Origin of the sequence: Crossiella sp. S99.2, from assembly GCF_023094165.1 — a bacterium.
Lineage (GTDB): Bacteria > Actinomycetota > Actinomycetes > Mycobacteriales > Pseudonocardiaceae > Crossiella.
In genome coordinates, this window is sequence record NZ_JALMDK010000017.1 from 1 (window position 1) to 21,063 (window position 21,063).

Annotated in this window: 20 protein-coding genes; 9 read left to right on the plus strand and 11 right to left on the minus strand. The window is 71.0% G+C overall.

Features of this window, described 5'->3' with window-relative positions:
* Positions 1 to 144: 144 nt before the first annotated feature.
* The 7 genes from MZC64_RS41145 to MZC64_RS41175 all read right to left on the minus strand — a co-directional run bounded on the left by MZC64_RS41145 (position 145) and on the right by MZC64_RS41175 (position 8,232).
* Positions 145 to 573, minus strand: coding sequence for a nucleoside deaminase (locus MZC64_RS41145; RefSeq protein WP_247764901.1), 429 nt, complete (start codon positions 571 to 573; stop codon positions 145 to 147).
* A gap of 11 nt (positions 574 to 584) precedes the next feature.
* Positions 585 to 1,772 (minus strand): oxygenase MpaB family protein, encoded by a 1,188-nt coding sequence (locus MZC64_RS41150; RefSeq protein ID WP_247764892.1) that lies wholly within the window; start codon positions 1,770 to 1,772, stop codon positions 585 to 587.
* A 307-nt stretch (positions 1,773 to 2,079) separates the two neighbouring features.
* Entirely contained in the window at positions 2,080 to 4,794 is a 2,715-nt protein-coding gene (locus MZC64_RS41155; protein ID WP_247764891.1) for a BTAD domain-containing putative transcriptional regulator, read from the minus strand.
* 108 nt (positions 4,795 to 4,902) lie between these two features.
* Positions 4,903 to 5,508 (minus strand): response regulator transcription factor, encoded by a 606-nt coding sequence (locus MZC64_RS41160; RefSeq protein WP_247764890.1) that lies wholly within the window; start codon positions 5,506 to 5,508, stop codon positions 4,903 to 4,905.
* Positions 5,505 to 6,596, minus strand: a complete 1,092-nt coding sequence (locus MZC64_RS41165) for a sensor histidine kinase (protein ID WP_247764889.1) — start codon at positions 6,594 to 6,596, stop codon at positions 5,505 to 5,507. Before MZC64_RS41165 ends, MZC64_RS41160 begins: the two co-directional genes overlap by 4 nt.
* 14 nt (positions 6,597 to 6,610) lie before the next feature.
* Positions 6,611 to 7,327, minus strand: coding sequence for an ABC transporter permease (locus tag MZC64_RS41170; RefSeq protein ID WP_247764888.1), 717 nt, complete (start codon positions 7,325 to 7,327; stop codon positions 6,611 to 6,613).
* 11 nt (positions 7,328 to 7,338) lie between these two features.
* Entirely contained in the window at positions 7,339 to 8,232 is an 894-nt protein-coding gene (locus tag MZC64_RS41175; RefSeq protein ID WP_247764887.1) for an ABC transporter ATP-binding protein, read from the minus strand.
* 169 nt (positions 8,233 to 8,401) lie between these two features.
* Between MZC64_RS41175 and MZC64_RS41180 the strand changes: the two genes are divergently transcribed.
* The 3 genes from MZC64_RS41180 to MZC64_RS41190 are packed head-to-tail and all read left to right on the plus strand — an operon-like array spanning position 8,402 to position 12,451.
* Positions 8,402 to 11,380: an endo-alpha-N-acetylgalactosaminidase family protein gene (locus MZC64_RS41180; RefSeq protein ID WP_247764886.1), complete on the plus strand. Its 2,979-nt coding sequence runs from the start codon at positions 8,402 to 8,404 to the stop codon at positions 11,378 to 11,380.
* A gap of 14 nt (positions 11,381 to 11,394) precedes the next feature.
* Complete coding sequence (locus tag MZC64_RS41185) at positions 11,395 to 12,039, plus strand: response regulator transcription factor (protein ID WP_247764885.1); 645 nt, start codon at positions 11,395 to 11,397, stop codon at positions 12,037 to 12,039.
* Entirely contained in the window at positions 12,032 to 12,451 is a 420-nt protein-coding gene (locus MZC64_RS41190) for a hypothetical protein (RefSeq protein WP_247764884.1), read from the plus strand. Before MZC64_RS41185 ends, MZC64_RS41190 begins: the two co-directional genes overlap by 8 nt.
* Positions 12,452 to 12,609: 158 nt before the next feature.
* Here MZC64_RS41190 and MZC64_RS41195 read toward each other — a convergent pair whose 3' ends face one another.
* Complete coding sequence (locus MZC64_RS41195; RefSeq protein WP_247764883.1) at positions 12,610 to 14,025, minus strand: hypothetical protein; 1,416 nt, start codon at positions 14,023 to 14,025, stop codon at positions 12,610 to 12,612.
* A gap of 229 nt (positions 14,026 to 14,254) precedes the next feature.
* On the opposite strand from MZC64_RS41195, the gene MZC64_RS41200 reads away from it, so the two are divergent.
* The 3 genes from MZC64_RS41200 to MZC64_RS41210 are packed head-to-tail and all read left to right on the plus strand — an operon-like array spanning position 14,255 to position 16,038.
* Positions 14,255 to 14,662 carry a hypothetical protein gene (locus tag MZC64_RS41200; RefSeq protein ID WP_247797781.1) on the plus strand — a complete coding sequence of 136 codons (408 nt, stop codon included), beginning with the start codon at positions 14,255 to 14,257 and terminating at the stop codon, positions 14,660 to 14,662.
* Between the two features lie 15 nt (positions 14,663 to 14,677).
* The gene (locus tag MZC64_RS41205) at positions 14,678 to 15,685 is read left to right on the plus strand and encodes a WXG100 family type VII secretion target (protein WP_247764881.1); all 1,008 of its coding nucleotides are present in this window, start codon (positions 14,678 to 14,680) and stop codon (positions 15,683 to 15,685) included.
* Complete coding sequence (locus MZC64_RS41210; RefSeq protein WP_247764880.1) at positions 15,682 to 16,038, plus strand: hypothetical protein; 357 nt, start codon at positions 15,682 to 15,684, stop codon at positions 16,036 to 16,038. Before MZC64_RS41205 ends, MZC64_RS41210 begins: the two co-directional genes overlap by 4 nt.
* Here MZC64_RS41210 and MZC64_RS41215 read toward each other — a convergent pair.
* Complete coding sequence (locus MZC64_RS41215; RefSeq protein ID WP_247764879.1) at positions 16,035 to 16,490, minus strand: NUDIX domain-containing protein; 456 nt, start codon at positions 16,488 to 16,490, stop codon at positions 16,035 to 16,037. The genes MZC64_RS41210 and MZC64_RS41215 overlap by 4 nt on opposite strands.
* Before the next feature lie 53 nt (positions 16,491 to 16,543).
* Between MZC64_RS41215 and MZC64_RS41220 the strand changes: the two genes are divergently transcribed.
* The 3 genes from MZC64_RS41220 to MZC64_RS41230 are packed head-to-tail and all read left to right on the plus strand — an operon-like array spanning position 16,544 to position 19,091.
* On the plus strand, positions 16,544 to 16,987 hold the full coding sequence (locus MZC64_RS41220; protein WP_247764878.1) for a hypothetical protein: 444 nt from the start codon (positions 16,544 to 16,546) through the stop codon (positions 16,985 to 16,987).
* On the plus strand, positions 16,984 to 17,844 hold the full coding sequence (locus tag MZC64_RS41225) for a tetratricopeptide repeat protein (protein ID WP_247764877.1): 861 nt from the start codon (positions 16,984 to 16,986) through the stop codon (positions 17,842 to 17,844). Before MZC64_RS41220 ends, MZC64_RS41225 begins: the two co-directional genes overlap by 4 nt.
* Entirely contained in the window at positions 17,841 to 19,091 is a 1,251-nt protein-coding gene (locus MZC64_RS41230) for an AAA family ATPase (RefSeq protein WP_247764876.1), read from the plus strand. Before MZC64_RS41225 ends, MZC64_RS41230 begins: the two co-directional genes overlap by 4 nt.
* Here the strand turns inward: MZC64_RS41230 and MZC64_RS41235 are convergent.
* Positions 19,081 to 19,503: a DUF6314 family protein gene (locus MZC64_RS41235; protein WP_247764875.1), complete on the minus strand. Its 423-nt coding sequence runs from the start codon at positions 19,501 to 19,503 to the stop codon at positions 19,081 to 19,083. The two genes, MZC64_RS41230 and MZC64_RS41235, sit on opposite strands and share 11 nt — an antisense overlap.
* Positions 19,500 to 21,014 (minus strand): NAD(P)/FAD-dependent oxidoreductase, encoded by a 1,515-nt coding sequence (locus MZC64_RS41240; RefSeq protein WP_247764874.1) that lies wholly within the window; start codon positions 21,012 to 21,014, stop codon positions 19,500 to 19,502. The genes MZC64_RS41235 and MZC64_RS41240 overlap by 4 nt, the downstream gene beginning before the upstream one ends.
* Positions 21,015 to 21,063 lie beyond the last annotated feature (49 nt).

Below are 21,063 nucleotides of genomic sequence, written 5' to 3' on the forward strand. Positions count from 1 at the left end.
ACGTCTCGTTCCCTCCGGACTCTCCGTCAATTCTACTTGGGGACGTGTCCGGAAAACTCGGGGCACCTCATACGCCGGTTTGGCCCAAGTGGGCGTACCAGTTGGGCCAAGTGGTACGCCACCGGCGGGTTGCGGGCCGAGCTGCTAGTCCTCGCCGATGTCCTCGTTCCACAGGGCTGGGTTGGCGGCGATGAACTCGGTCATCAGGGTCACGCAGTCCGGGTCGTCCAGCAGGGTCACCTGGACGCCGTGTTGGGCCAGCCAGTCGTGCTGGCCGGTGAAGGTGCGGGACTCGCCGACGATGAGGTTGCCGATGCCGAACTGGCGGATCAGGCCGGAGCAGTACCAGCACGGGGACAGCGTGGTGACCATGGTGGTGCCGCGGTAGCTGGCCTGGCGGCCGGCGTTGCGGAAGGCGGAGGTCTCCCCGTGCATGGAGGCGTCGCCGTCCTGGACCCGGCGGTTGCGGCCGCGGCCCAGCAACTGTCCGTCCGCGCCGAAGAGGGCGGCGCCGATCGGGATGCCGCCCTCGGCGCGGCCGGAGCGGGCCTCGTCGAGGGCGACCGCGAGCATCTCCTGTGGCGTCACGGCTTCGGCCCGTCGCCGTGCGCGGCGCGCAGCACGTCCACGTATGCCTTGCGGGCGGCGTGGCCGTGTACCGCCTGTGCGGTGCGGAAGGCGGGGATGCGGCGGTAGGTCAGTTCGGCCACGGTGTTCACCGCGGCGGCCACCCGCACCAGGGCGCGGGCGAGGGGATCATCCGGCATGCCAAGGGAATCCGCGCTGGCCGGGCCGATCACGATCCGGCTGATCGCGGTGTGCACCCGCTCGGCCCAGCGCGCCCGCAGCTCGCTCTGGTCGGGACGGGGGCGCTGGTAGGCCGCGCGCAGGTCGGCGGCCAGGGTGCGCGAGTCGCTGTCCGGGATCAGTTCGGTGGCGGCCTGTTCCCAGAGGTGTTGCCACGCTTCGGCTTCGTCGGCGGGGAGCATGTCCTCCTCGATGCCGACCAGCCAGCCGACGTAGCGCCACAGGTGCAGGATGTCGGCGCGTTCTTGTGCGGTGTAACGAATTCCGAGGACCTGGGTGGCTTCCATGACCCCGAGGGAGAACATCAGGGTGAGCTGGTTGGCCTGGGCGTCGTTGAGCGGCTGGTCCCAGGCGGCCAGGTCCCAGTCGCCGCGCTTGAGCAGCACATCGCGGATGTGCGCGTGCACCAGCCGGACCCGCAACGCGGCCGCGTAGCCCACCCCGCCGACGACCAGGCTGCCCGGGGTGCTGACATCCAGCCACCAGCTGGCCGTGTTGAGCACCCGGCGGCTGGTCGCCTTTCCGGTCTGGCCGGTTGAGGTCAAGGTCTTGCACACCCGTAACGAGTGGAAGCCGACCACCAGGTACACATCGCACAGGCTGAAGGCCGCCGCCTTGCCCGCCCGGCTGATCGCCTGCGCGCCACTGCGCAACCGGTCCTGATCCACCCAGGCCGGCGTCCGCTCCACCGCCCGGAAGAACTCGACCAGTTCCGCGGGCGGGTTCTCGATCGAGTCGATCCCCTCGGTGCAGGCCCGGCCGAACAGCTCCCGACCCTCGCCCTTGAGCCGGTGCATCATCGCCACCAGCCCATCGCCGAGGGCGTCCACCGTGGTGGCCCGGTGCCGCAGGTGCTGGAGCCGCTCCGCGCCGGGTGTGCGCGCGGCGTGCCCGCGACGGGCGGCGGTGGTCCGGAACGCGCCGTTGGTCAACGCGGTCGATTCATCCAGACTGACCGTCGTCATGCGAGGCTCCTCAGTGGGGTGGTCGGGGCCGATCACTCCCCCGGATTCTCACTCGCCCAGGGCGGATTTCGCCAGGGTTTCCCGGGTCTCGGTTGGGATTCGCCGGACGGAAGCCGGATCTGCTGGGGCAAAGCCGCCTCGGGCCACACCATTCCTGTTGTGCCGCAAGCGAGTCCCACACCGTCCACCTCGGACTCACCGCCCGCCGCGCCGATTCCCGGCACGCCGCTAACCGGGGCCGGGTACCACCTGGTGGCACTGTTCGACGCCGCTGCGTACACGGGCGTGTACGCCAAGTTCCCGGCGGTCACCGGACTGACCAGGCCAACAGGTCCTCGGCCCTGGTCAGGTTGCGATCGCCGGTGCGGCGGTAGATGTCGCGGGCCTCGGTCCAGGCCAGCCGGGCCCGCCCGGTGTCGCCGAGGGCGGCGGCGATCCGGCCCAGGAAGATCAGGTTGTTGGCCAGCTGGGAGGGGGCGCCCAGTTCGCGGTGTTCGGCGTCGGCGCGTTCGGCGTAGGTCAGCGCGGTCTGGTATTCGCCGAGGCCCCAGTGGGTTTCGGCCAGGTTGCTCAGGGCGATGGCGGCGTGGAAGCGGTCGCCCGCACGCTCGAAGAGGGCCAGTGCGCGCTGGTTGTACGGCAGGCTCTGGGCGAACTGGCGGAGCCGGGCGTGCGAACCGCCGAGGTTGAGCAGCGGGATCCCCAGTTCCGCCGGTGATCCAGTCGCTTCCGCCTCGGCCAGTGCCCGCTCCTGGTAGTGCACGGCCTCGGCGTGCTCGCCACGGTCGTAGTGCCAGGTGCCCAGGTTGTTGAGCAGCACCGCGGCCTTGGTGCGATCACCCATCTCCTCGGCCACCGCCAGCGCCTCCCGGTACTGACCACGGGCCTCTTCGGCGCGGCCGGCCGAGTTGTAGGCCACGCCCAGGCAGTTGGCGGCGTGGAAGCGGGCCACCGGGTCGGCGAGGCGATCCGCCGCGACCACGCCCAGGCGGGCCAGTTCGACCCAGTCGGCCAGGTGCCTGCGGTTGCGCAGGTAGCCGAGCAGCAGCCAGGGCAGGCGCCAGACCGGGTCGAGCACGCCGGTCCCCGCCAGCTGACGGGTGAGCGCGAGCAGGTTGGCGTGTTCGGCTTCGCACCAGGTCAGCGCGCCGGCGGCGGTGCTGAAGCTGGGCCAGTCCGGCTGGCCAGAGTCCGGATCGCAGACCTCGGCCAGGCGCGGTGAGCCGGAGAGCAGGGCCCGGCCGCGGGCGGCGAGCACCAGGTACAGCTCGGTGAGGCGGTGCAGGGCCGCGACGCGCTCGGCCGGGGTTTCCTCGGTGTCGGCGCGTTCGGCGGCGTAGACGCGGAGCAGGTCGTGGAAGCGGTAGCGGCCAGGACGGGGCTGGGCGATCAGGTGCGCGGCGACCAGGTCGTCCAGCAGGGCGCGGGCCAGCCGGGGGCCGGTGCCGGCCAGCGCGGCGGCGGCCCACAGGTCCACGTCGGGTCCGGGGTGCAGGCCGAGCAGCCGGAACAGCCGGGCCGCCGGGGGCCGGACGCCCTGGTAGGACAACAGGAACGCGGCCCGCAGGTCGGTGCGCGGGTCCTGCGGGTCGGTGAGCACGTCCAGCCGGGAGCGCTGGTCCTTCAGCTCGTCCACCAGTTCGGCGACGGGGGTGTCCGGGAACCGGGAGGCGCGTTCGCCCGCCAGCACCAGCGCGAGCGGCAGTTGTCCGCACAGCGTGCTGAGGCGGCGCACCGCCTCGGGTTCGGCGGCGGCGCGGTCGGCCCCGATGCCCCGGCCCAGCAACGCGGCCGCGTCCGCCCCGGACAGGCCGCCCAGGGTGATCCGCCGCGCGCCGTCCCTGGCGATCAGGCCGCGCAACTGGGTGCGGCTGGTCACCAGGACCACGGCCGCGCCACCGGGCAGCAGTGGGCGGACCTGGTCGGCATCGCGGGCGTTGTCCAGCAGCAACAACACCTTCCGCGTGCCCAGGGTGGCCCGTAGCAGCGCGCCGCGTTCGTCCACTGTGGACGGTATGGCCCGCGCGGGCAGGCCGAGGCCGCGCAGCAGCGTGTCCAGGGCCGCGCTGACCGGCAGTGGGGCGGCGTCGGCGTGCCCGCGCAGGTCCAGGCACAGTTCGCCGCCGGGGAAGCGGTGCCGGTTGAGGTGCGCCCAGTGCACGGCCAGCGCGGACTTGCCCACACCCGCGCTGCCCTCGATCACCAGCACCGATCCGGCCTGCGCCGCGCGGTCCAGGGCGGTCAGTTCGCCCGCCCGGCCGGTGAAGTGCCCGATGTCGAAGGGCAACTGGCGGGGCACCGGCGCGGGTTCGTCCTTGTCCGCCAGCAGTTCCAGGTGCAGCTCGCGCAGCGCGGGCCCGGGTTCCACGCCGAGTTCGGCCGCGAACAACTCCCGGCAGGCCGCGTACTCGGCGAGTGCCTCGGCCCGCCGTCCGGTCTGGGCGAGGACGCGGATCAGCCGTTCCCACAACGGTTCGCGCAGCGGATGCGCGGCCAGCAGGGTGCGCAGCCGGTCGGCCAGGCCGGGGTCGGGGGCCAGATCGGCGAGTCGTTCGGTGGCGCGCAGGCGTAGCTCGGTGAGCCGGGGCTCGTGTTCGGCGGCGAGCAGCGGCAGCGATTCCAGGGCCGCGCCGTGCCATTGCGCCAGCGCGGCGTCCAGCAGCACGCGTTCGGCCGCCGGGTCGGTGCTGTGGCCCGCGCGGGTGAGCAGATCGCGGAAGCGGTGCACGTCCACCGCCGCCGCCGGGACGCGCAGCCGGTAGGCGTCGGGTTCGGTGCCGATCCGCTCCGGTCCGATCAGGTGCCGCAGTCGCATCACGTTGGTGTGCAGGCTGGCCCGCACGTTCGCCGGCGGCTCGTCACCCCAGACCGCCTCGGCCAGCGCGGTCACCGCGACCGGATGCCCGGCGGCCAGGGCCAGGGTGGCCAGCAACGCGCGCTGGCGGGCGCTGGGGACCGGGACCTCGGCGCCGTCCACGAGCAGCTGGAACGGGCCCAGCAGGTGGATCGACAGCTCCGGCATCCGATCAAGTCTAGTCAGCGCGGACAGCGCGGTGACAGCGCGTCTGACTACGGTCGACGCCGTCGTCACGGTGACCCGCCGCTGGGGGGTGGGGTCACCGTGACGGCGTCACAGCCAGCCGTGTTCGGTGGCCGCGCGCACCGCCTCGATCCGGTTGCGGGTGCCGGTTTTCTGGATGGCCGAGGACAGGTAGTTGCGGACCGTGCTCTCCGACAGGTGCAGGCGGGTGGCCAGGTCGGACACGGTGGCGCCGTCCGCGGCGGCGGCCAGCAGTTCGCGTTCCCGGTCGGTCAGCGGGTTGGGGCCGGAGCGGAGCGCGGCGGCGGCCAGGCCGGGGTCGATGACCTGTTCACCGGCCAGCACCCGGCGGATCGCGGCGGCCAGTTGTTCCACCGGACCGTCCTTGACCAGGAAACCGCTGGCCCCGGCCTCCATGGCCCGGCGCAGGTAGCCGGGGCGGCCGAAGGTGGTGACGATCAGGATCCGGCAGGCCGGTAGCGCCCGCCGCAGGTCGGCCGCGGCCTCCAGGCCGCTGCGGCCGGGCATCTCGATGTCCAGCACCGCGATGTCGGGGCTGGTGGCCAGGGCCTGGGGCAGGACCTGGTCGCCGGTGGCGGCTTCGGCCACCACCTCGATGTCCTCTTCCAGGCCGAGCAGCAGGGACAGCGCGCCGCGCATCATGCCCTGGTCCTCGGCCAGCAAAACCCTGATCACGACGTCTCCCCGGTTGGCACCGACACCCGCAGCATGAAGCCGCCCGGGGTGGCGATGGCGGTCAGTTCACCACCGGCGGCCTGGACTCGCTCGGTCAGGCCGCACAGGCCGTTTCCCCAGGTGACGGCGTCCTGCGCCGGTGGTGCTCCGTCGTTGGCGATGGTCAGCACCGCGGTGCCGTCCGCCGTCCGCAACTCGATCACGCAGCGGCGGGCGCGGGCGTGCCGGAGCACGTTGGTCACGCCCTCGCGGACCACCCAGCCCAGCACCGGTCCCACCGCCCCCGGCAACTCCCCCGGCTCCGGCAACTCCGCCGTCACCCCGGCCGCGACCAGCGCCGCGCGCGCACCGGCCAGCTCCTCGTTCAGGCTCGGTTCGCGGTAGCCCGAGACCGCCTGCCGGACCTCGGTCAGTGCCCGCCGACCGACCGCCTCGATGTCGGCTGCCTGCTCCTGGGCCTTGCCGGGATCGCGCGGGATCAGCCTGCGGACCGCTTCCGCCTTGACCACCACCAGGGACAATGTGTGGCCGAGCAGGTCGTGCAGGTCCCTGGCGAAGCGCAGTCGTTCCTGGCCGACGGCGGTGTGCGCCAGCTCCTCCCTGGCCGCCTCCAGTTCGGCGACCGCCCGGCTCAGCCGCAGGACCACGAAGGTCAGCATGCCGGCCAGGAAGGTCAGGAAGGCGCCGATGACGATGGGTGGGGCGTCGCTGCCCACCCACACGCCGAGCAGGTGCACCACCAGCACACCGACCACGTTCACCAGCGGTGCGCCGTAGTCCACGGTGATCAGCGACCAGACCGCGAACACGAACGGCATCGGCAGGTACCAGAAGTCGCCGAACTCCCTGGCGCAGGTCACGGCGATCGTGGTGAGCAGCACGGCCAGCGCGATCGGCGCCCAGGACGGGCCGCGCTGGTTGAGCACCAGGTAGACCGCGATGCCGTAGGTCAGCGCGAACGCCCCGAGCGCGGTGGCACCCAGGGCGTCGGCGCGGAGTGCGGGCAGGAGTAGCGAGGCCAGCCAGGGCAGCATCGCCACCGGCGGCAGCTGTCCGTGCAGACGGTCGGTCACCGGCCTCGTACCCATCCCCGCACCGTAGATCATGCCCGGCGTCCACCGCGCTGGTAGGCGTAGATCGCGAACACCCCGAACAGCGCCAACCACCCGATCAGGACGCCGATCCCGCCCATCGAGGGGCCGCGGTCGAAGACCACCGCCCAGGACAGGTCGGCGTAGCGGAAGGTCGGGGTGAACCGGGCCAGGTCGGCCAGCCAGTCCGGGAAGGCGGCCAGCGGGATCCACAGACCGCCCAACATGGACAGTCCGATGTAGACGAACACGCTGGCGAGCTGGGCGGTGCGCACGGAGAGCAGGTAGCCGATGCCGATGCCGGCCGCGGCGAAGGGCGCGGTGCCCACCCAGAGCAGGCCGACCGCGGCCAGCCAGCTCGGCACGGACAGCTGGACGTCATTGATCAGCGCGCCGGCGATGCAGACCGAGACGATCGGCGGCAGCGCGAGCAGCATCGAGATCAGCACCCTGGCGAGCACGATCCGCAACGGGGACAACGGGGTCAGCCGCAGTTGCCGCAACCAGCCCAGTGCCCGGTCCTCGGCCACGCCGACGCTGCTGTTGAGCACGCCGCTGATCGCGCCGAAGGCGGACATGCTGACCATGGTGTAGAGCGCGGCCTGCCGCGGTTCCTGGCCGATGGCCACGTTGAGATTGTTGAACACCACGTACATCACCAGCGGGGTGAGCACGCTCATCAGCAGGAACCCGGTGTCCCGCAACAACCTCTTGCACTCGATGAGCACGTATCCCAGCATCACACAGCCGTCCGATCCGACGCGGTCAGCGCCATGAATGCCTCTTCCAGTCCGGCCCCGGTGACTTCCAGGTCGTGGATCGCGCCGAGCTGGGCCAGCGCCTGCACGGTGGCGTCGGAGTCGGCGCTGCTCAGGTAGGCCCGCCCACCGCGCAGCGACACCGAGAGCACCCCCGGCAACCGTTGCAGCTCATCGGGTCTGCGGCCGTCCGGGTCCAGCGACACGGTCCGCCCGCCGACCCGGCCACGCAGCTCGTCCGGGGTGGCGTCGGCGATGGTGCGGCCATTGGAGATCACCACCACCCGGTCCGCGTTCTCCGCCACCTCCTCCAGGTAGTGGCTGGAGAACAGCACGGTCCGGCCGCGGGCGGCGAAGGCGCGCAGGTAGGTCCAGAACTCGCGGCGGTGCTCGACATCAAGCGCGGTGGTGGGTTCGTCGAGCACCACCAGCTCCGGGTCACCGGCCATGGCCAGCGCGAACTGCACCCGACGCGCCTGCCCCCCGGACAGGGCATCGGCCTTGCGCTTGGCCAGGTCGGTGAGCCCGGCGAGTCCCAGCACTTCGGCCAGCGGCAGCGGGGAGGGATAGCTGCGCCGGACGAAGTCGACAAGCTCGGCCACGGTGACCCGCGGGATGAGCTTGGCGTCCTGGGGCAGCACCCCGATCCGCCCGGCCCGGATCGCCGCCTCCGGGGTGCCGCCGAACAGGCTGACCTGCCCGGAGTCCGGGGCGAGCAGGCCGAGCATCAGGTTGATCGTGGTCGACTTGCCCGCGCCGTTGGGGCCGAGCAAGGCCACCGTCTGCCCCGCGGGCACGCTCAGGTGAACTCCGTTGACCGCGCGTACCGGTCCGTAGGCCTTGGTGACCGCGTGGAGGTGGACTGCCTCGTTCATGGGCCAACCGTATTTCCTGGCGTTTCCGCAGGTAAGAGAGCTTTGTCCAATGCTGGGTAGGACAAATGTCCTGCGGTTGGGCTGTTCAGTTCTGATCGTTCGTCTGTTGACTAATGATGTTTAGCGCCCTAAAACAAGCACATTCGCGCAGTCGATCGTGGAGGTGCCCGTGTCGACCCGCCAGTCACTCCTGGCCTTAGCGGCCGCTCTCGCCCTGCTCACGCCCGGACTCACCGCCGTCGCCCAGCCAGCGCTGACCCTGCGGTCGGCCGAGCTGAGCGTGGCGGTGGGCGCGGAGTTCCCCAGGGTGGTCAGTTACACCGACCGCCGCTCCGGCGCGGTGCTGCACGGCCGGTCCGCGCCGCTGACCTCGATCCAGCTCAACGGCGCCGACCAGCGCGTCACCGGCACCGCGAGGTCCGCCGGGGATTCGGTGCGCTACGCCCTGACCTTCCCCGACCTGTCCGGCGTGCGCCTGGACGCCAGCCTGGCCCTGCGCGGACGGACCGTGACCTTCCGGATCGACCAGGTCCGGGACACCCCGGCCTTCCGGGTCGGCACCATCGACATCCCAGGGCACGACCTGCTCACCGTGCGCGCCGCCGATCCGGCGCCGCAGGTGGCCGCGGCCAGGGTGGAACTGAACAAGAACGGCAACGGCGACCGGATCTACCCGGTCACCGCCGCCACCCCGCCGGATGCCGCGCCACTGGGCTCGGCCTACGGCATGGTCAGCACCGGCAAGCTGGCCGCCGCCATCGAGACCAACTCGACCTATGACAACAACGGCGGCGCGGGCGCGGATGAGAACGGGCGGGTCTGGCGGCAGGCCAGGCAGACCCCGGACGGCCCGGCGGTGAGTGTCTGGAGTGGACGGTGGACGCACCGCGCCCAGGGCTCCCCGGACACCGAACCCGCGCCGTGGGCCAAGGTCACGCTGACTGGCGAGCGCAACGGCGACAACGTGCTGGACTGGCAGGACGCGGCCATCGCCTTCCGGGACATCATGTGGCAGCCCAAGGGCTGGGAGAAGACCAAGGACCGGGTGGTGCAACGGATTCCGTTCAACATCGCCTCCTCGGCCACGCACCCGTTCACCCGCACCCTGGACGACACCAAGCGGGTCAGCCTGGCCACCGACGGGCTCGGCCAGTTCGTGCTGCTCAAGGGCTACCAGTCGGAGGGGCACGACGCGGCGCACCCGGACTACGGCGGCCACTACAACGAGCGGGCCGGCGGCCTGGGCGGGCTGAACACGTTGCTGGAAAAGGGCAAGCGCTGGAACGCCGACTTCGGGGTGCACGTCAACGCGACCGAGTCCTACCCGGAGGCGCGGGCGTTCTCCGAAACGCTGGTGGACAAGAACAACAAGCAGTGGGCCTGGATGGACCAGTCCTACCGGATCGACCAGCGCCGGGACCTCAACTCCGGCGATATCGCGCGCAGACTGGCCCAGTTGCAGCGGGAAACCCGTGGCGGGCTTGACTTCCTGTACTTCGACGTGTTCCGCGAGACCGGGTGGACCGCGGACCGGTTGCAGCGCGAGGTACGCAAACTGGGCTGGGAGATGGCCACCGAGTGGTCGCACCGGCTGGAGCGCGAGACGCTGTGGACGCACTGGGCCACCGACATCGACTACAGCAGCGAGGCGTTGCGCGGCATCAACTCCAGCATCATCCGGCTGGCCCGCAACCACCAGAAGGACGTCTTCGTGCACCACCCGCTGCTGATGGGCGCGCGGATCGTGGAGTTCGAGGGCTGGACCGGGGAGACCGACTACCGGGCGTTCCTGGCCAACACCTTCGAGCAGAACCTGCCCACCAAGTACCTCCAGCACTTCCCGGTGCAACGTCTGTCCACTGTGGAGGCTGTACTGGACGGCGGAGTGAGCGTGACCGCACCCGGCGGCAAGCGCCAGTTCCGCAAGGACGGGAGGCTGCTCTATGACAACGGCGCCTATCTGCTGCCCTGGTCGCCTACCGCACCCGACAAGGCCTACCACTGGAACCCGGCGGGCGGTACGAGCACCTGGGAACTGCCTGCCGAACTGGCCGGGCAGCCCAGTCTGCAGCTCTACCGACTCACCGACGACGGACGGCGGCACGTCGGCACGCTGCCGGTGCGCGACGGCAAGGTGACGATCACCGCCGAGGCCCGCACGCCGTACCTGGTCACCGCGCAGACCCCGGCTCCCGCGCCGCGGCTGGGCTACGGCGAGGGCACCCCGACCGCCAACCCCGGCTTCGACTCCGGTGACCTCACCGGCTGGCGGACCAGCGGCGCGGCCAAGGTCGAGACCAACGACCGCGGCCAGCGGGAGGCCGTGGTGCGTGGTGGCGCGGCGAGCCTGAGCCAGCGGCTGGTGCTGCCGCGCGGGCAGTACGCGGCCTCGCTGATGGTGGAGGTCGAGCCCGGCAAATCCCGGCCGGTCACCGTGTTCGCCGGGGACAAGGAAACCCGGCTGGACCGCTCCACGGTGACCAACATCGTGGCCTCGGAGGAGAAGAAGGGCACCAGGTCGCAGCGGATCCGGGTGTTCTTCACCAGTGACGGCAGCACCGAGGTCGGCGTCCGGGTCGGCGCGGGCGAGGCCGTGGTCCGGCTGGACGATCTGCGGGTGGTCGCCGCGCCCGATCCCGGCAAGCGGTGGGACTTCGAGCGGGTGGACCAGGGCTTCGGGCCGTTCGTGCCCGGCGGCGAGATCGCGCCGACCGACGCGCGCACCCACCTGGCGGAGAAGAACGCGCCGTTCACCCAGCGCGGCTGGAACGGCAAGGCGGTGGACGATGTGCTTGAGGGCGGCTGGAGCCTGAAGTCCTTCGAGTACGCCGCGCACCTGGTGTACCGGACCACTCCGGCCACCGTCCGCTTCGAGCCGGGGCACCGCTACCGGGTGAGCTTCAAGTACGCCGCGGCCGGTACCGCCTACAGCTGGGTAGTCGGCGAGGATCCAGCAAACGGCGCGCCACGGGACGTCTCGGTCACCCCGTTGCCCGCCCGCGGCGAGCCCGGCACGCACACCGTCGAGTTCACCGCATCGAGTACCGGGGACACCTGGGTGGGCCTGCGCAGGCCGGCCGAGGGCAACGGTGAGGAGTTCACTTTGGACGAGTTTGCGGTGTTCGATCTCGGCGCCGGCGGGCGGTGATCCAGAATGAGCCCGTGCGCGTCGTAATCGCTGAAGACCTCGTCCTGCTCCGCGACGGCCTGATCAGGCTGCTCCAGGCGCACGACTTCGAGGTGGTCGCTGCCGTGGACAACGGCCGTGACCTGCTGGAAGCCCTCGTCAGGCACCGACCGGACGTGGCGGTGTGCGATGTCCGACTGCCACCGACGTTCACCGACGAGGGCCTACGGGCCGCGATCGAGGCCCGGCGCCGATTGCCGGGCCTCCCCGTCCTGATCCTGTCCCAGTACGTCGAGCAGCTCTACGCCCGTGAGCTGCTGTCCGACTCCGCCGGCGGCGTCGGCTACCTGCTCAAGGACCGGGTGGCCGACGTCGGGCAGTTCGTGGACGCGGTCCGCCGGGTCGCGGCGGGCGGCACCGCGATGGACCCCGACGTCATCGCCCAGCTGCTGGCCCGGCACTCCCGCGACAAACCCGTCACCGCCCTGACCCCCCGCGAACGCGAGGTCCTGAGCCTGATGGCCGAGGGCCGCTCCAACGCCGCCATCGCGGCCAGGCTGTTCATCACCGAGAAGGCCGTGTCCAAGCACACCAACAACATCTTCAGCAAACTCGGCCTGCTCCCCGCCGAGGACGACAACCGCCGGGTGCTCGCCGTGCTGGCCTACCTCAATGGCTGAGCCGGGGCGGCACATCCCGCTGTACGCGCGGCTGGGATTGGCGGTGCTGCTCGGCGGGTTCGCGGCGGCGCCACTGGTGACCACGGTGCTGATCGGAGTGTTCGCGGATCAGGCTGCGCTGTGGGTGAGCGTGCTGGGGGCGTTGGCGCTGGTGGTGTTGTGGTTGCTGTGCTGGGCATTGGCGGCGGCCACGCCGACGGTGACCGCCCGGACGGCCACGGCCGGCGGGCGGCGGGGGTGGGCGGTGGTGATCGCTCCGGTCGCGGCGGTGGTGTCGGCGGGGGTGTGGATGGGGCTGGACCTGCTGGGCGTGGTGAGCGGACTCCAGGCAATCCCACTCGGCCTGGTCGGCGCGGTGGGATTGGGCGGCACGGTGCTGGTGGACTGGGCACTGGACCGACGGCGGATCTGAGCATGTGGCCCGAGTCCTGTCTTCCGGCGAGTTGGGCCAACCGGTACGCCAGCTTTGCCCAAGCGGGCGTACCAGTTGGCCCAAGTGGTACGCCCACGCGGCCAACACGGTAACGGGTGGGTGCTGCTCAGGCAGCCCATCGATCGGGGCCGCAGCGGTCACTGGTTGATGAACCAGCCGAAGGCGGCCTGCACCTCTTTGTCCGACTCGGACACGTAGAACTTCGACGGCGGCCCCAGATCGGTGAGGTAACTGCGGTACTCGATGGTCCTGGGACACACCGAGCCGGTGATCTCCACCTTCTGGTCCACCACCAGCTTGCCGGTGCGCAGCTCGTACGCCTTCACCGGGATCGCGATCTTGTGGAAGGTCACGTCCGTGCGGTACTGCGGCGGGGTGCGCTTCTGGTACGGGCAGGTGCGCACCGCCGCGCCGTACTCCTTCGCGCCGGCGCAGACCACCAGCACCGCCTCGGCCGCGTCGCCGACCTTCCACTCCCCCGGCAGCCTGCCGGTGAAGGCGTCGTTGCCGAACATCATGGCGCGGTTGGTGCCCTTGGCGTACGGGGCGGCGCCGCTGTAGGGCGCGGGGCGGGTGCAGTAGGCGGGGTTGGAGCCGCGGAGCAGGTTGCGCACGTTGGCGAGTTCGATCTCCAGGGTGGCTTTGCGGGCGCCGTCCTGGGCCTTGCCGGTGAGTTCGTGGCCGGGGTATTGCTCCAGCAGTTGCTGGAACAGGGTGCGGGCCTTCTCCCAGTCCTTGGCGTTCATGAAACCGTCGGCGCAGCCGGTGAGCGCGGCCGGAGCGGTGCGGCCGACGACCTCGGTGGAGCGGTCCAGCACGTTGCCCGCGGGTTTGCGCTGGCGCAGCCAGTCGGTGATCGCAACGGTCTGGCAGGGCTCCTTGGCCGGCAGGCCGCCGAGGAAGCCGCTGACGAGTTCCCGCACCATGTTCTCGTGGCCGGGCAGGTCGGTCAGCACCGAGGTGAGGCCGTCGTAACCCTGGGTCAGCTCCTTGACGTCACCGCGCAGCGCGGTGGTCAGCCTGCCGGTGGCGAGCTGGATCCGCCGGCAGGCGTCCACGGTGAGTTCGCCGCGCACGGTCAGCGGCGCGTCGGCCAGGTGATGGCCGAGCCAGACCCGGTCCAGCGCGGACATCGCCTGCGCGCAGTCACCGCGTTGCTTGGCCTCGGCCACGGTCTGCTCGATCCCGGTGGCGTCGTAGCGCAGCAGCCCCACCGCCAGCACCACGGCCACGGTGGCGCTCAGCCCGACCAGCCGCTGCCTGCCGCTGACCACCCGTTCCGCGCGGCGGGCCAGGAAAAAGCCGTGCGCGATCATCGTCAGCCACCAGGCGAGCACCACGAACTCGAACCACCCACTCCGGGACACCGCGCCGAGCAGCACCAGCAGCAGGATGGTGACCAGCGCGGTGAGCACGAACAGCAGGCGGCGGCGCAGCATCAGGTAGCCGAGGCCGAGCAGCGAGGCGTTGCCCAGGGCCACCGCCAGCGGGTCGTGCCGCCGCGGCACCACTGGTGCGGGTTCCGGCACCGGCAGTGTCTGGTAGTAGTCCATGGCGTCCCCTCGGTCGCGGCACAGGTTCAGGCCGTGACTCATTGTGGGCAGCCGGGTGGGGAGGGTTCCCGGAAATGGTCAAAGCGTGACAGGAAGCGGCCACCTGGCGTGACTGCTTGGCCCGAACGACCGACCAGTCGCTGGCCGTTGAACCGGCCGAACACCAAGAACCCGGCGCGACTGGCCGATAACCGGATTCTCACGCACCGTAGCGACACGGACCGCTATGGTGACCGTCATGGCTGATGGCCAACGTGAACCCACGAACGAAGACGGTCCCCTGTTCCGCTCGGCCTACGAACACGCCGACGCGGTGGACAAGGCCGCGGACCCGGCGCAACGCCGGCGAGCCTGGGGCGGGTTCCTGCCGCGTGCGCTGGTGGCGCTGGCCGAGGGGTTCCTCCGGGACTGGATGCTCATCGGCGCCGTGTTGTTCTCGGTGATCGTCGGGTTCATCGGCGGCAGCTCAGGCGATCTGCCCTGGATTATCGGGGGTGTGGTCGCGGCGGTGACCGGGACCGCTCTTGTGCTCATCGCCGTCGCACGGCATTGGAGCTTTGGCAGGCAGTGGACCGTGATCCTCGGCGTGTTCGCGCTCCAGATCGTTCTCATGATCCTTTTCTGGCGAACTCACTGAACGGCCGGAGGCGGCGTGTCCAAGATTGCGGTGGAGATCAGCGATCTCCGGGGCTGGGCGGGTCAGGTTGGCCGGGCTTCCGGTGATGTGAACTCGGCGCAAAGCTATGCCACCGGGAAGATCGCTGACGCGGACTTCGGGCGGGTCCTGGAGCTGATCACCGGTGACTACGCGGCGATGCTCACCAAGGCGCACGCGATGTTGCAGGCCGACAGCACCGGCCTTGGCGCCGAGAAGGCCGCGCTCGCCGCAAGCGCGGACGAGTACAAGGCCGCGGACGTCAAGTCCCGCAACCACATCACCAACATGGGTGGCGGGGTCACGCTGCACACCAGCGATGACGGCGTGGCCAACGGCTTCGACGACGTCACCTCCGCCCAGACCAAGCTGAACCCGCCCAGCCCCGGCGCCGCCCAGCTCCCACAGGTCTCCTTCGGCTGCGTGCTGGACAAGGTGTGCGAACTGGTGGTGTGGGTCGGCGGCCACGACCCTCGGGAGTACGTCACCAAGTGGATCGCCGGGGACATCGGAAAAGCGTCCATGCAGGTCTCGGCCTGGCGCGCGGTGGCAGACTGCGTGGACGCGGTACAGGCCAACCTCAACTCCGGCAAGGCCGCCATCGGCCGCACCTGGATCGGGGCCGCCTCGGATGCCGCGGGCGCGCAGATGGGCAAATGGGGTACGGCCCTGACCGATCAGGGCGGCAAGATGCGCCAGCTCGCCGGGCACCTGCACGACTGCGTGGACCAGGCGGTCAAGATGGCGCAGTGCGTGGTCGACATCATCAAGACGGTGATCAGCATCGTCATGGCCGGGCTGAGCAACGCGGCGATCCCGCTGTACGGCCAGTGGAAGTTGATCAAAACGGTCAAAGAAGCCATCACAATGATCAACAGTGCCCGTAAGGTGATCATGGCGTTCTGGAACGTGCTCACCATGGTCAAGTCGTTCATCCAGCTCTGTGCCTCGGCCTTCACCGCTGATTCGCTGCCGCCCGCTCCGTCGGCGGTGGCGCCGCGATGACCACCCCGGAGTTCGACGAGGCCGCCTTCCGCGCCGCGATCGACGAGCTGGATTCGACCATCGGCCAGGCTCAGGAGGAGCTGTACCGCTTCGAGCGGGAGAACCAGCCCACCCGCGAGGAGCTGGCCGCGCTGCAGCAGGCCGCGCTGCGGGGTGAGCTGGGCGATGACATGCGAGCGATCGCCCGCCGCGTTGACGACGGCCAGGACACTTGGCAGTCGGTCTTCAACGGCACCAGCCCGGCCGCTGGGTTGCTGCGCGGCCACATCGACCGGATGGTCGCGGCGAACCGCGAGGCCATTGGCGAGGCGATCGAGGAGGACCCGGACTTCGACCCCCGCCCCGATCTCTAGAGCCGCGCCGCCAACCGCTCCAGGAACACCCGCTGCCCCTTCACCAGCTTCACCGCGGCCGTCTCCAGGTCGAACCAGGCCACCCGGTCCAGTTCCGGGAACTCCGCGAACTTCCCCGACCGCGGCGGCCACTCCATCTCGAAGGTGCCCAGCACCACCCGGTCCAGGTCCACCGAGCCGGCCAGCGCCCACACCGCGACCACCTTCGCCGACTGCCGCGCCTCCCCCAGCGGCACCAGCTCCCCCTCGGGCACGGGCAGCCCCAGCTCCTCCAGGAACTCCCGCCGCGCCGCGTCCTCCGGCGGCTCGTCGCCGGTGTGCTCGCCCTTGGGGATGGACCACGCCGCCTCGTCCTTGTTCGCCCAGAACGGGCCGCCCAGGTGTCCCAGCAGGACTTCCGGGCCGTTGTCGCCATTGCGGTGGACCAGGATGCCCGCACTTCGCCGCGCCATCGGCTCAGGTTAGTCCGGTCGCGTAGGCTTCCTGCGGAACTGGAGGGGGCACGGTGTCCGACGATCTGCTCCGGCCGACGATCCGCACGTCAGCCGGGACCCAACGGCCTTGGCGAGTGGCCAGCCAGGCCTATGTCGCCTTCTTCGGCGGCGTGCTGGCGGTCACCCTCATCGGCTACCTCAACTCGCGCCGGCTGGGCGTGCCCGCGCGGGACCGGCGCTGGCTGCTGGTGATCGGCGCGGCGGCGCTGACCGCGGAGCTGGTGATCGCCTCGCTGCTGGCGGAGCTGATCACCTCCAGTCCGTTGCGGATCATCATCCGGGTGGTGGCGTTGCTGGCGTATTTCGCGATGGCTCGGTTGCAGCACACGCCGGAGCGGGTTTTCCAGTTGCGCGGCGGTGAGCACGCGCGGTTGTGGAAACCGGGGCTGGCGGCGGTGTTCGGGCTTGGTCTGCCGGAACTGGTGCTGGTGGCGATCGTGGTGGTGGCCTCGTGAGTGCGGAGACTTTCGCGCTGGCTCAGCACTGGCTGACCATCGGCCAGGCCGAGCGGGCCCTGGACACGCTGTCCCAGTTGCACGGGGAGGACGCGGTCGGCTATCCGGCCACGCTGTTCCGGGCCACCGCGCTGTGGATGCTGGACCGTTCCGCCGAGGCCGCCCAGGTCGCCGCGGACGGGATCAGCCGGTTCGGCCCGGATCACTCGCTGCTGCGGGTGCTCGGCAACGCCCAGCACGAGCTGGGTGACTGGCCGCGGGCCGAGGAAGCCCTGCTCACCGCGTTGCACCAGGATCCGGAGGACCCGCAGCTGCTGTGCGACTACGCGCGGCTGTGCCTGTCCGCCGGTCAGGTGGACAAGGCCGAGCAGCTGGTGGAGCGGGCGGCCCGGATCGATCCGCACCTGCAGTCCGTCGGCCAGGTGCGGGCGATGGTCGCGCTGGCCAAGGGACAGGACGCGGAGGCGGCGCGGCACAGCGCGAACAGCCTGGCGCACGATCCGGACAGCAGTGCGGCGCGGGCCATGCACGGCAACGCCGCCGCCCAGCTCGGCGATGTGGACGGCGCCTACCGCTCCTTCCGCGCGGCCGCGGCCGCCGAACCCGGCAACGCCGCCTTCGTGGAGGCCGCTCGGGAGGCCCGGCTGGCCGCGCATCCGTTGCTGCGCCCGCTGCGGCCGATGTACCGGATCGGGCCGATGAAGCTGTGGATCGGCTTCATCATCGTGCTGATGGGCCTGCGGATGGCCGGGCTGTGGCCGTTGTCCACCGCGCTGGCCGTCTGCTGGGTCGTGTACTGCCTCTACTCGTGGGTGGCGCCGCCGCTGGTGCGCCGCTGGCTGGAGCGAAACCGATGAGCGAGCACCGGATCGAGTCCCTGCGCCGCGCGGTCGCGGCCAGCCCCGAGGACGCCATGCTGCGGCTGATGCTGGCCGAGGAGCTGGCCGGCGCGGGGCAGCATCCGGCGGCGCTGGACGAGTACGACTGGCTGCTGCACCACGACGCCGATCTCACCGAATCCCTGGTGCACATCGGCGAACTGGCCGCCGCCGAAGGGCGTCTGCCGCTGCTGCGGGCCTGTCTGGAGCACGCGCGACAGGCCGGCATCGTGGAGGGCGTCGGCAAGTTGCAGCGCCTGGTGGACGAGCTGCTCGCCGCCCGCGGCGCGATCAAGGTCACCGCCGACGGGCGTGGTGGCGAACGCCCGGCGGGTCCGGCGGCACGGGCCGAAACCCTGACCTTCGACCAGGTCGGCGGCATGACCGAGGTCAAGCAGCTGATCCACCGCATGATCATCCTGCCGCTGTCCCGGCCCGAGCTGTACGCCAAGTACGGCAGGCGCACCGGAGGTGGCGTGCTGCTCTACGGCCCGCCCGGCTGCGGCAAGACCATGATGGCTCGGGCCACCGCCGGGGAGTGCGGGCTGCCGTTCGTCAACGTCCGGATCGAGGACGTGATGGACCCCTACCTCGGGGTCTCCGAGCAGAACCTGCACGCCGCCTTCGAGTCCGCCCGCGCCCAGGCGCCGTGCGTGCTGTTCCTGGACGAGCTGGACGCGCTGGCCTTCTCCCGGCACAAGCACCACGGCTCGGACGCCCGCAGGCTGGTGGACGTGCTGTTGCAGGAGCTGGACGCGATCGGCTCGGACAACGACGGCGTGCTGGTGCTGGCCGCGACCAACGCGCCCTGGGACGTGGACGAGGCCATGCTGCGGCCGGGCCGGTTCGACCGGGTGGTGTTCGTGCCGCCGCCGGATGAGCCCGCCCGGGTGGAGATCATGCGGGTGCTACTGGCTTCCGCGCCCACCGACGGGGTGGATCCGGCGCGGCTGGCCGAGCCGACCGCGTTGTTCAGCGGCGCGGATCTGCGCGCGGTGACCGAACGCGCCATCGACGCGGTGATCGACGAGGCCCTGCGCACCGGCTCCGAGCCGCCACTGCGGATGGCCCAGCTGGAACAGGCCGTCGCGCAGATTCGTCCGTCCACTGTGGACTGGCTGGTGCGGGCCAAGGCGTACGTGGAGTTCGCCAACCAGTCCGAGCGCTATTCCGATGTGGCCCAGTACCTGGCGACCAAGGAAGTCCGGCGCAGGCTCAGCCGCTGACCCGCCGGAACACGGTGGCGATGGTGAAGTCCTTGTGCGGTCCGGCCACCTGGTAGGAGATGTGCAGGGTGTCCTGGTCGGCCAGGCGGTAGTGGCCGGTGTAGACGTCCGCGCCGCACAGGTGCACGTCGGTGGCCTCGGCGGCGTCCGGGCGCAGGGTGTGCATGGTCCGGCCGTCCGGGAAGCAGATCCGGAGCACCTCGCCGTCGAGTTGGTAGCGGTATTCGCGGTAGGCCGGGCCGGTGTAGCCGGAGTCCAGGGTGAGTGTGCCGTCCTCGCGGTAGTGCAGTTCGGTGCCGGAGACCGGCTCGAACCGGGCCTCGCCGATCGCGCTGCCCTGGCCGGTGATCACCCGGCTGAACCGCCACCGGCCGGGCAGCGCGGCGAAAAGCTGCTGCGCCGTGATCGTCACACCGCCCGCCCTCCTCCGCCGTCGAATTGGCCCAAGTCGTACGCCCGGTTGGGCAAACTATGCGTACGACTTGGGCAAACTCGACGTTGGCTTAGTCGAATCTGGGCCGATCGTAGCTGCTGCACGGCGATCTCCGGTTTCGCGCCCGGTCCGGTGAGCCGGTAGTGCCCGGCGATCACCGGGCCGTGCCAGAGCTGCTGGTACCACTCCCCCGCCGGATCCAGCGACGGCAGCACGCCGAACTGGGTGGCCAGCCGGTCGGCGAAGGCCACGTAGTCGCCGTGCGGGAACTGCGGTCGCGGTCGGGCCAGCCGGATGTCCAGCTCGGCCCGGACTCCCGCCCGCATCTCCTCGTCGGTGGGCGGTGGGATCTGGCCCGAGAGCACGGCGACCGCCCAGCGGGCCTGGAGTTCGATGACCGCGAAGAACGGGCCGCGGTAGACGCCGACGAAGGCCAGTCCGGGCAGTGCCGGGTGGAAGGTACAGCCGTGCAGCAGCAACGGTTGCAGCCAGTCGTCGGCGAAGTCGATCTCGGCCAGCAGCGGGTCCGGCAGGGGTAGTTCGGGGCGGTAGCCGGTGCACCAGATCACCGCGTCACAGTCCACTGTGGACCCGTCAGCGAGGCGCAACCCGTTGTCCGCCAGGGCGACCACGTGACCGACCGCGATCCGCAGCGCACCCGCGTCGAGCTGGGCGGGTAGGCGGTCGGAGGCGACCAGGTGCGGAGGCAGGGTGGCGGACGGGTCCAGGGTGAGCCGGGGGTCGAACCGGCCGGGGTTGCCGCCGAGGGCGTGGTAACGGGTGTTCGCGGCACGGTTGGCCTCGGGTGGCGGGAGCTGCTCGCGTTCGTGCTGGCGGCCGCGGGTCATGCCGAGCAGGTCGCGGGGCACGCCGTTGGTGTAGCGGGGCAGGATCCAGAACGGCCGCCCGGTCACCGCGGTGGTCTCGATCCCGGCCTCAGCCAGCTCAGCGGCGATCTCGGTGCCGCTGAAGGACATCCCGACCACGGCCACTCGCTTGCCTACGTACCCGCCGGGCCCACGGTAGCCGCTGCTGTGCACGGACTCCCCACCAAAGGCCCCGGGTAGCTCGGGTGTCCAGGACCGGGAGAACACCCCAGAAGCCAGCACCGCAGCGTCGAAGACCTCGCGGTGCTCGCGGCCGACCTCGGTCCAGGTCACCGACCAGCCGCGGCCGGCGGGCGCGACCTCGGTGACCGTGCAGCCGTAGCGCGGAGTCAGCCCGTTCGCGTAGCCGGACAGGTAGCCGTGCACCTCGTCCCGGAGCGGGAAATCCCGGGTGCCCGCCGGCCACACCCGGTCGGAGAAGGAGCAGAGCTGGTGGGACAGGTTGGTGGTCATGCCCGGCCAGGCCGCGCCGGTGCCCGGCCGCCACACCCCGCCGAGCTGCGACTCCCGCTCGAACAGCACCGGCTTTAGCCCGGCTTCGAGGGCCGCTCGCGCGGTGGCCAGTCCGGCCGGTCCGCCCCCGATGATCGCCAGGCTCCGCATGACCCGACTCTACGACGCGGGCGCATCAACCGATCAGTTGATTCCGGCT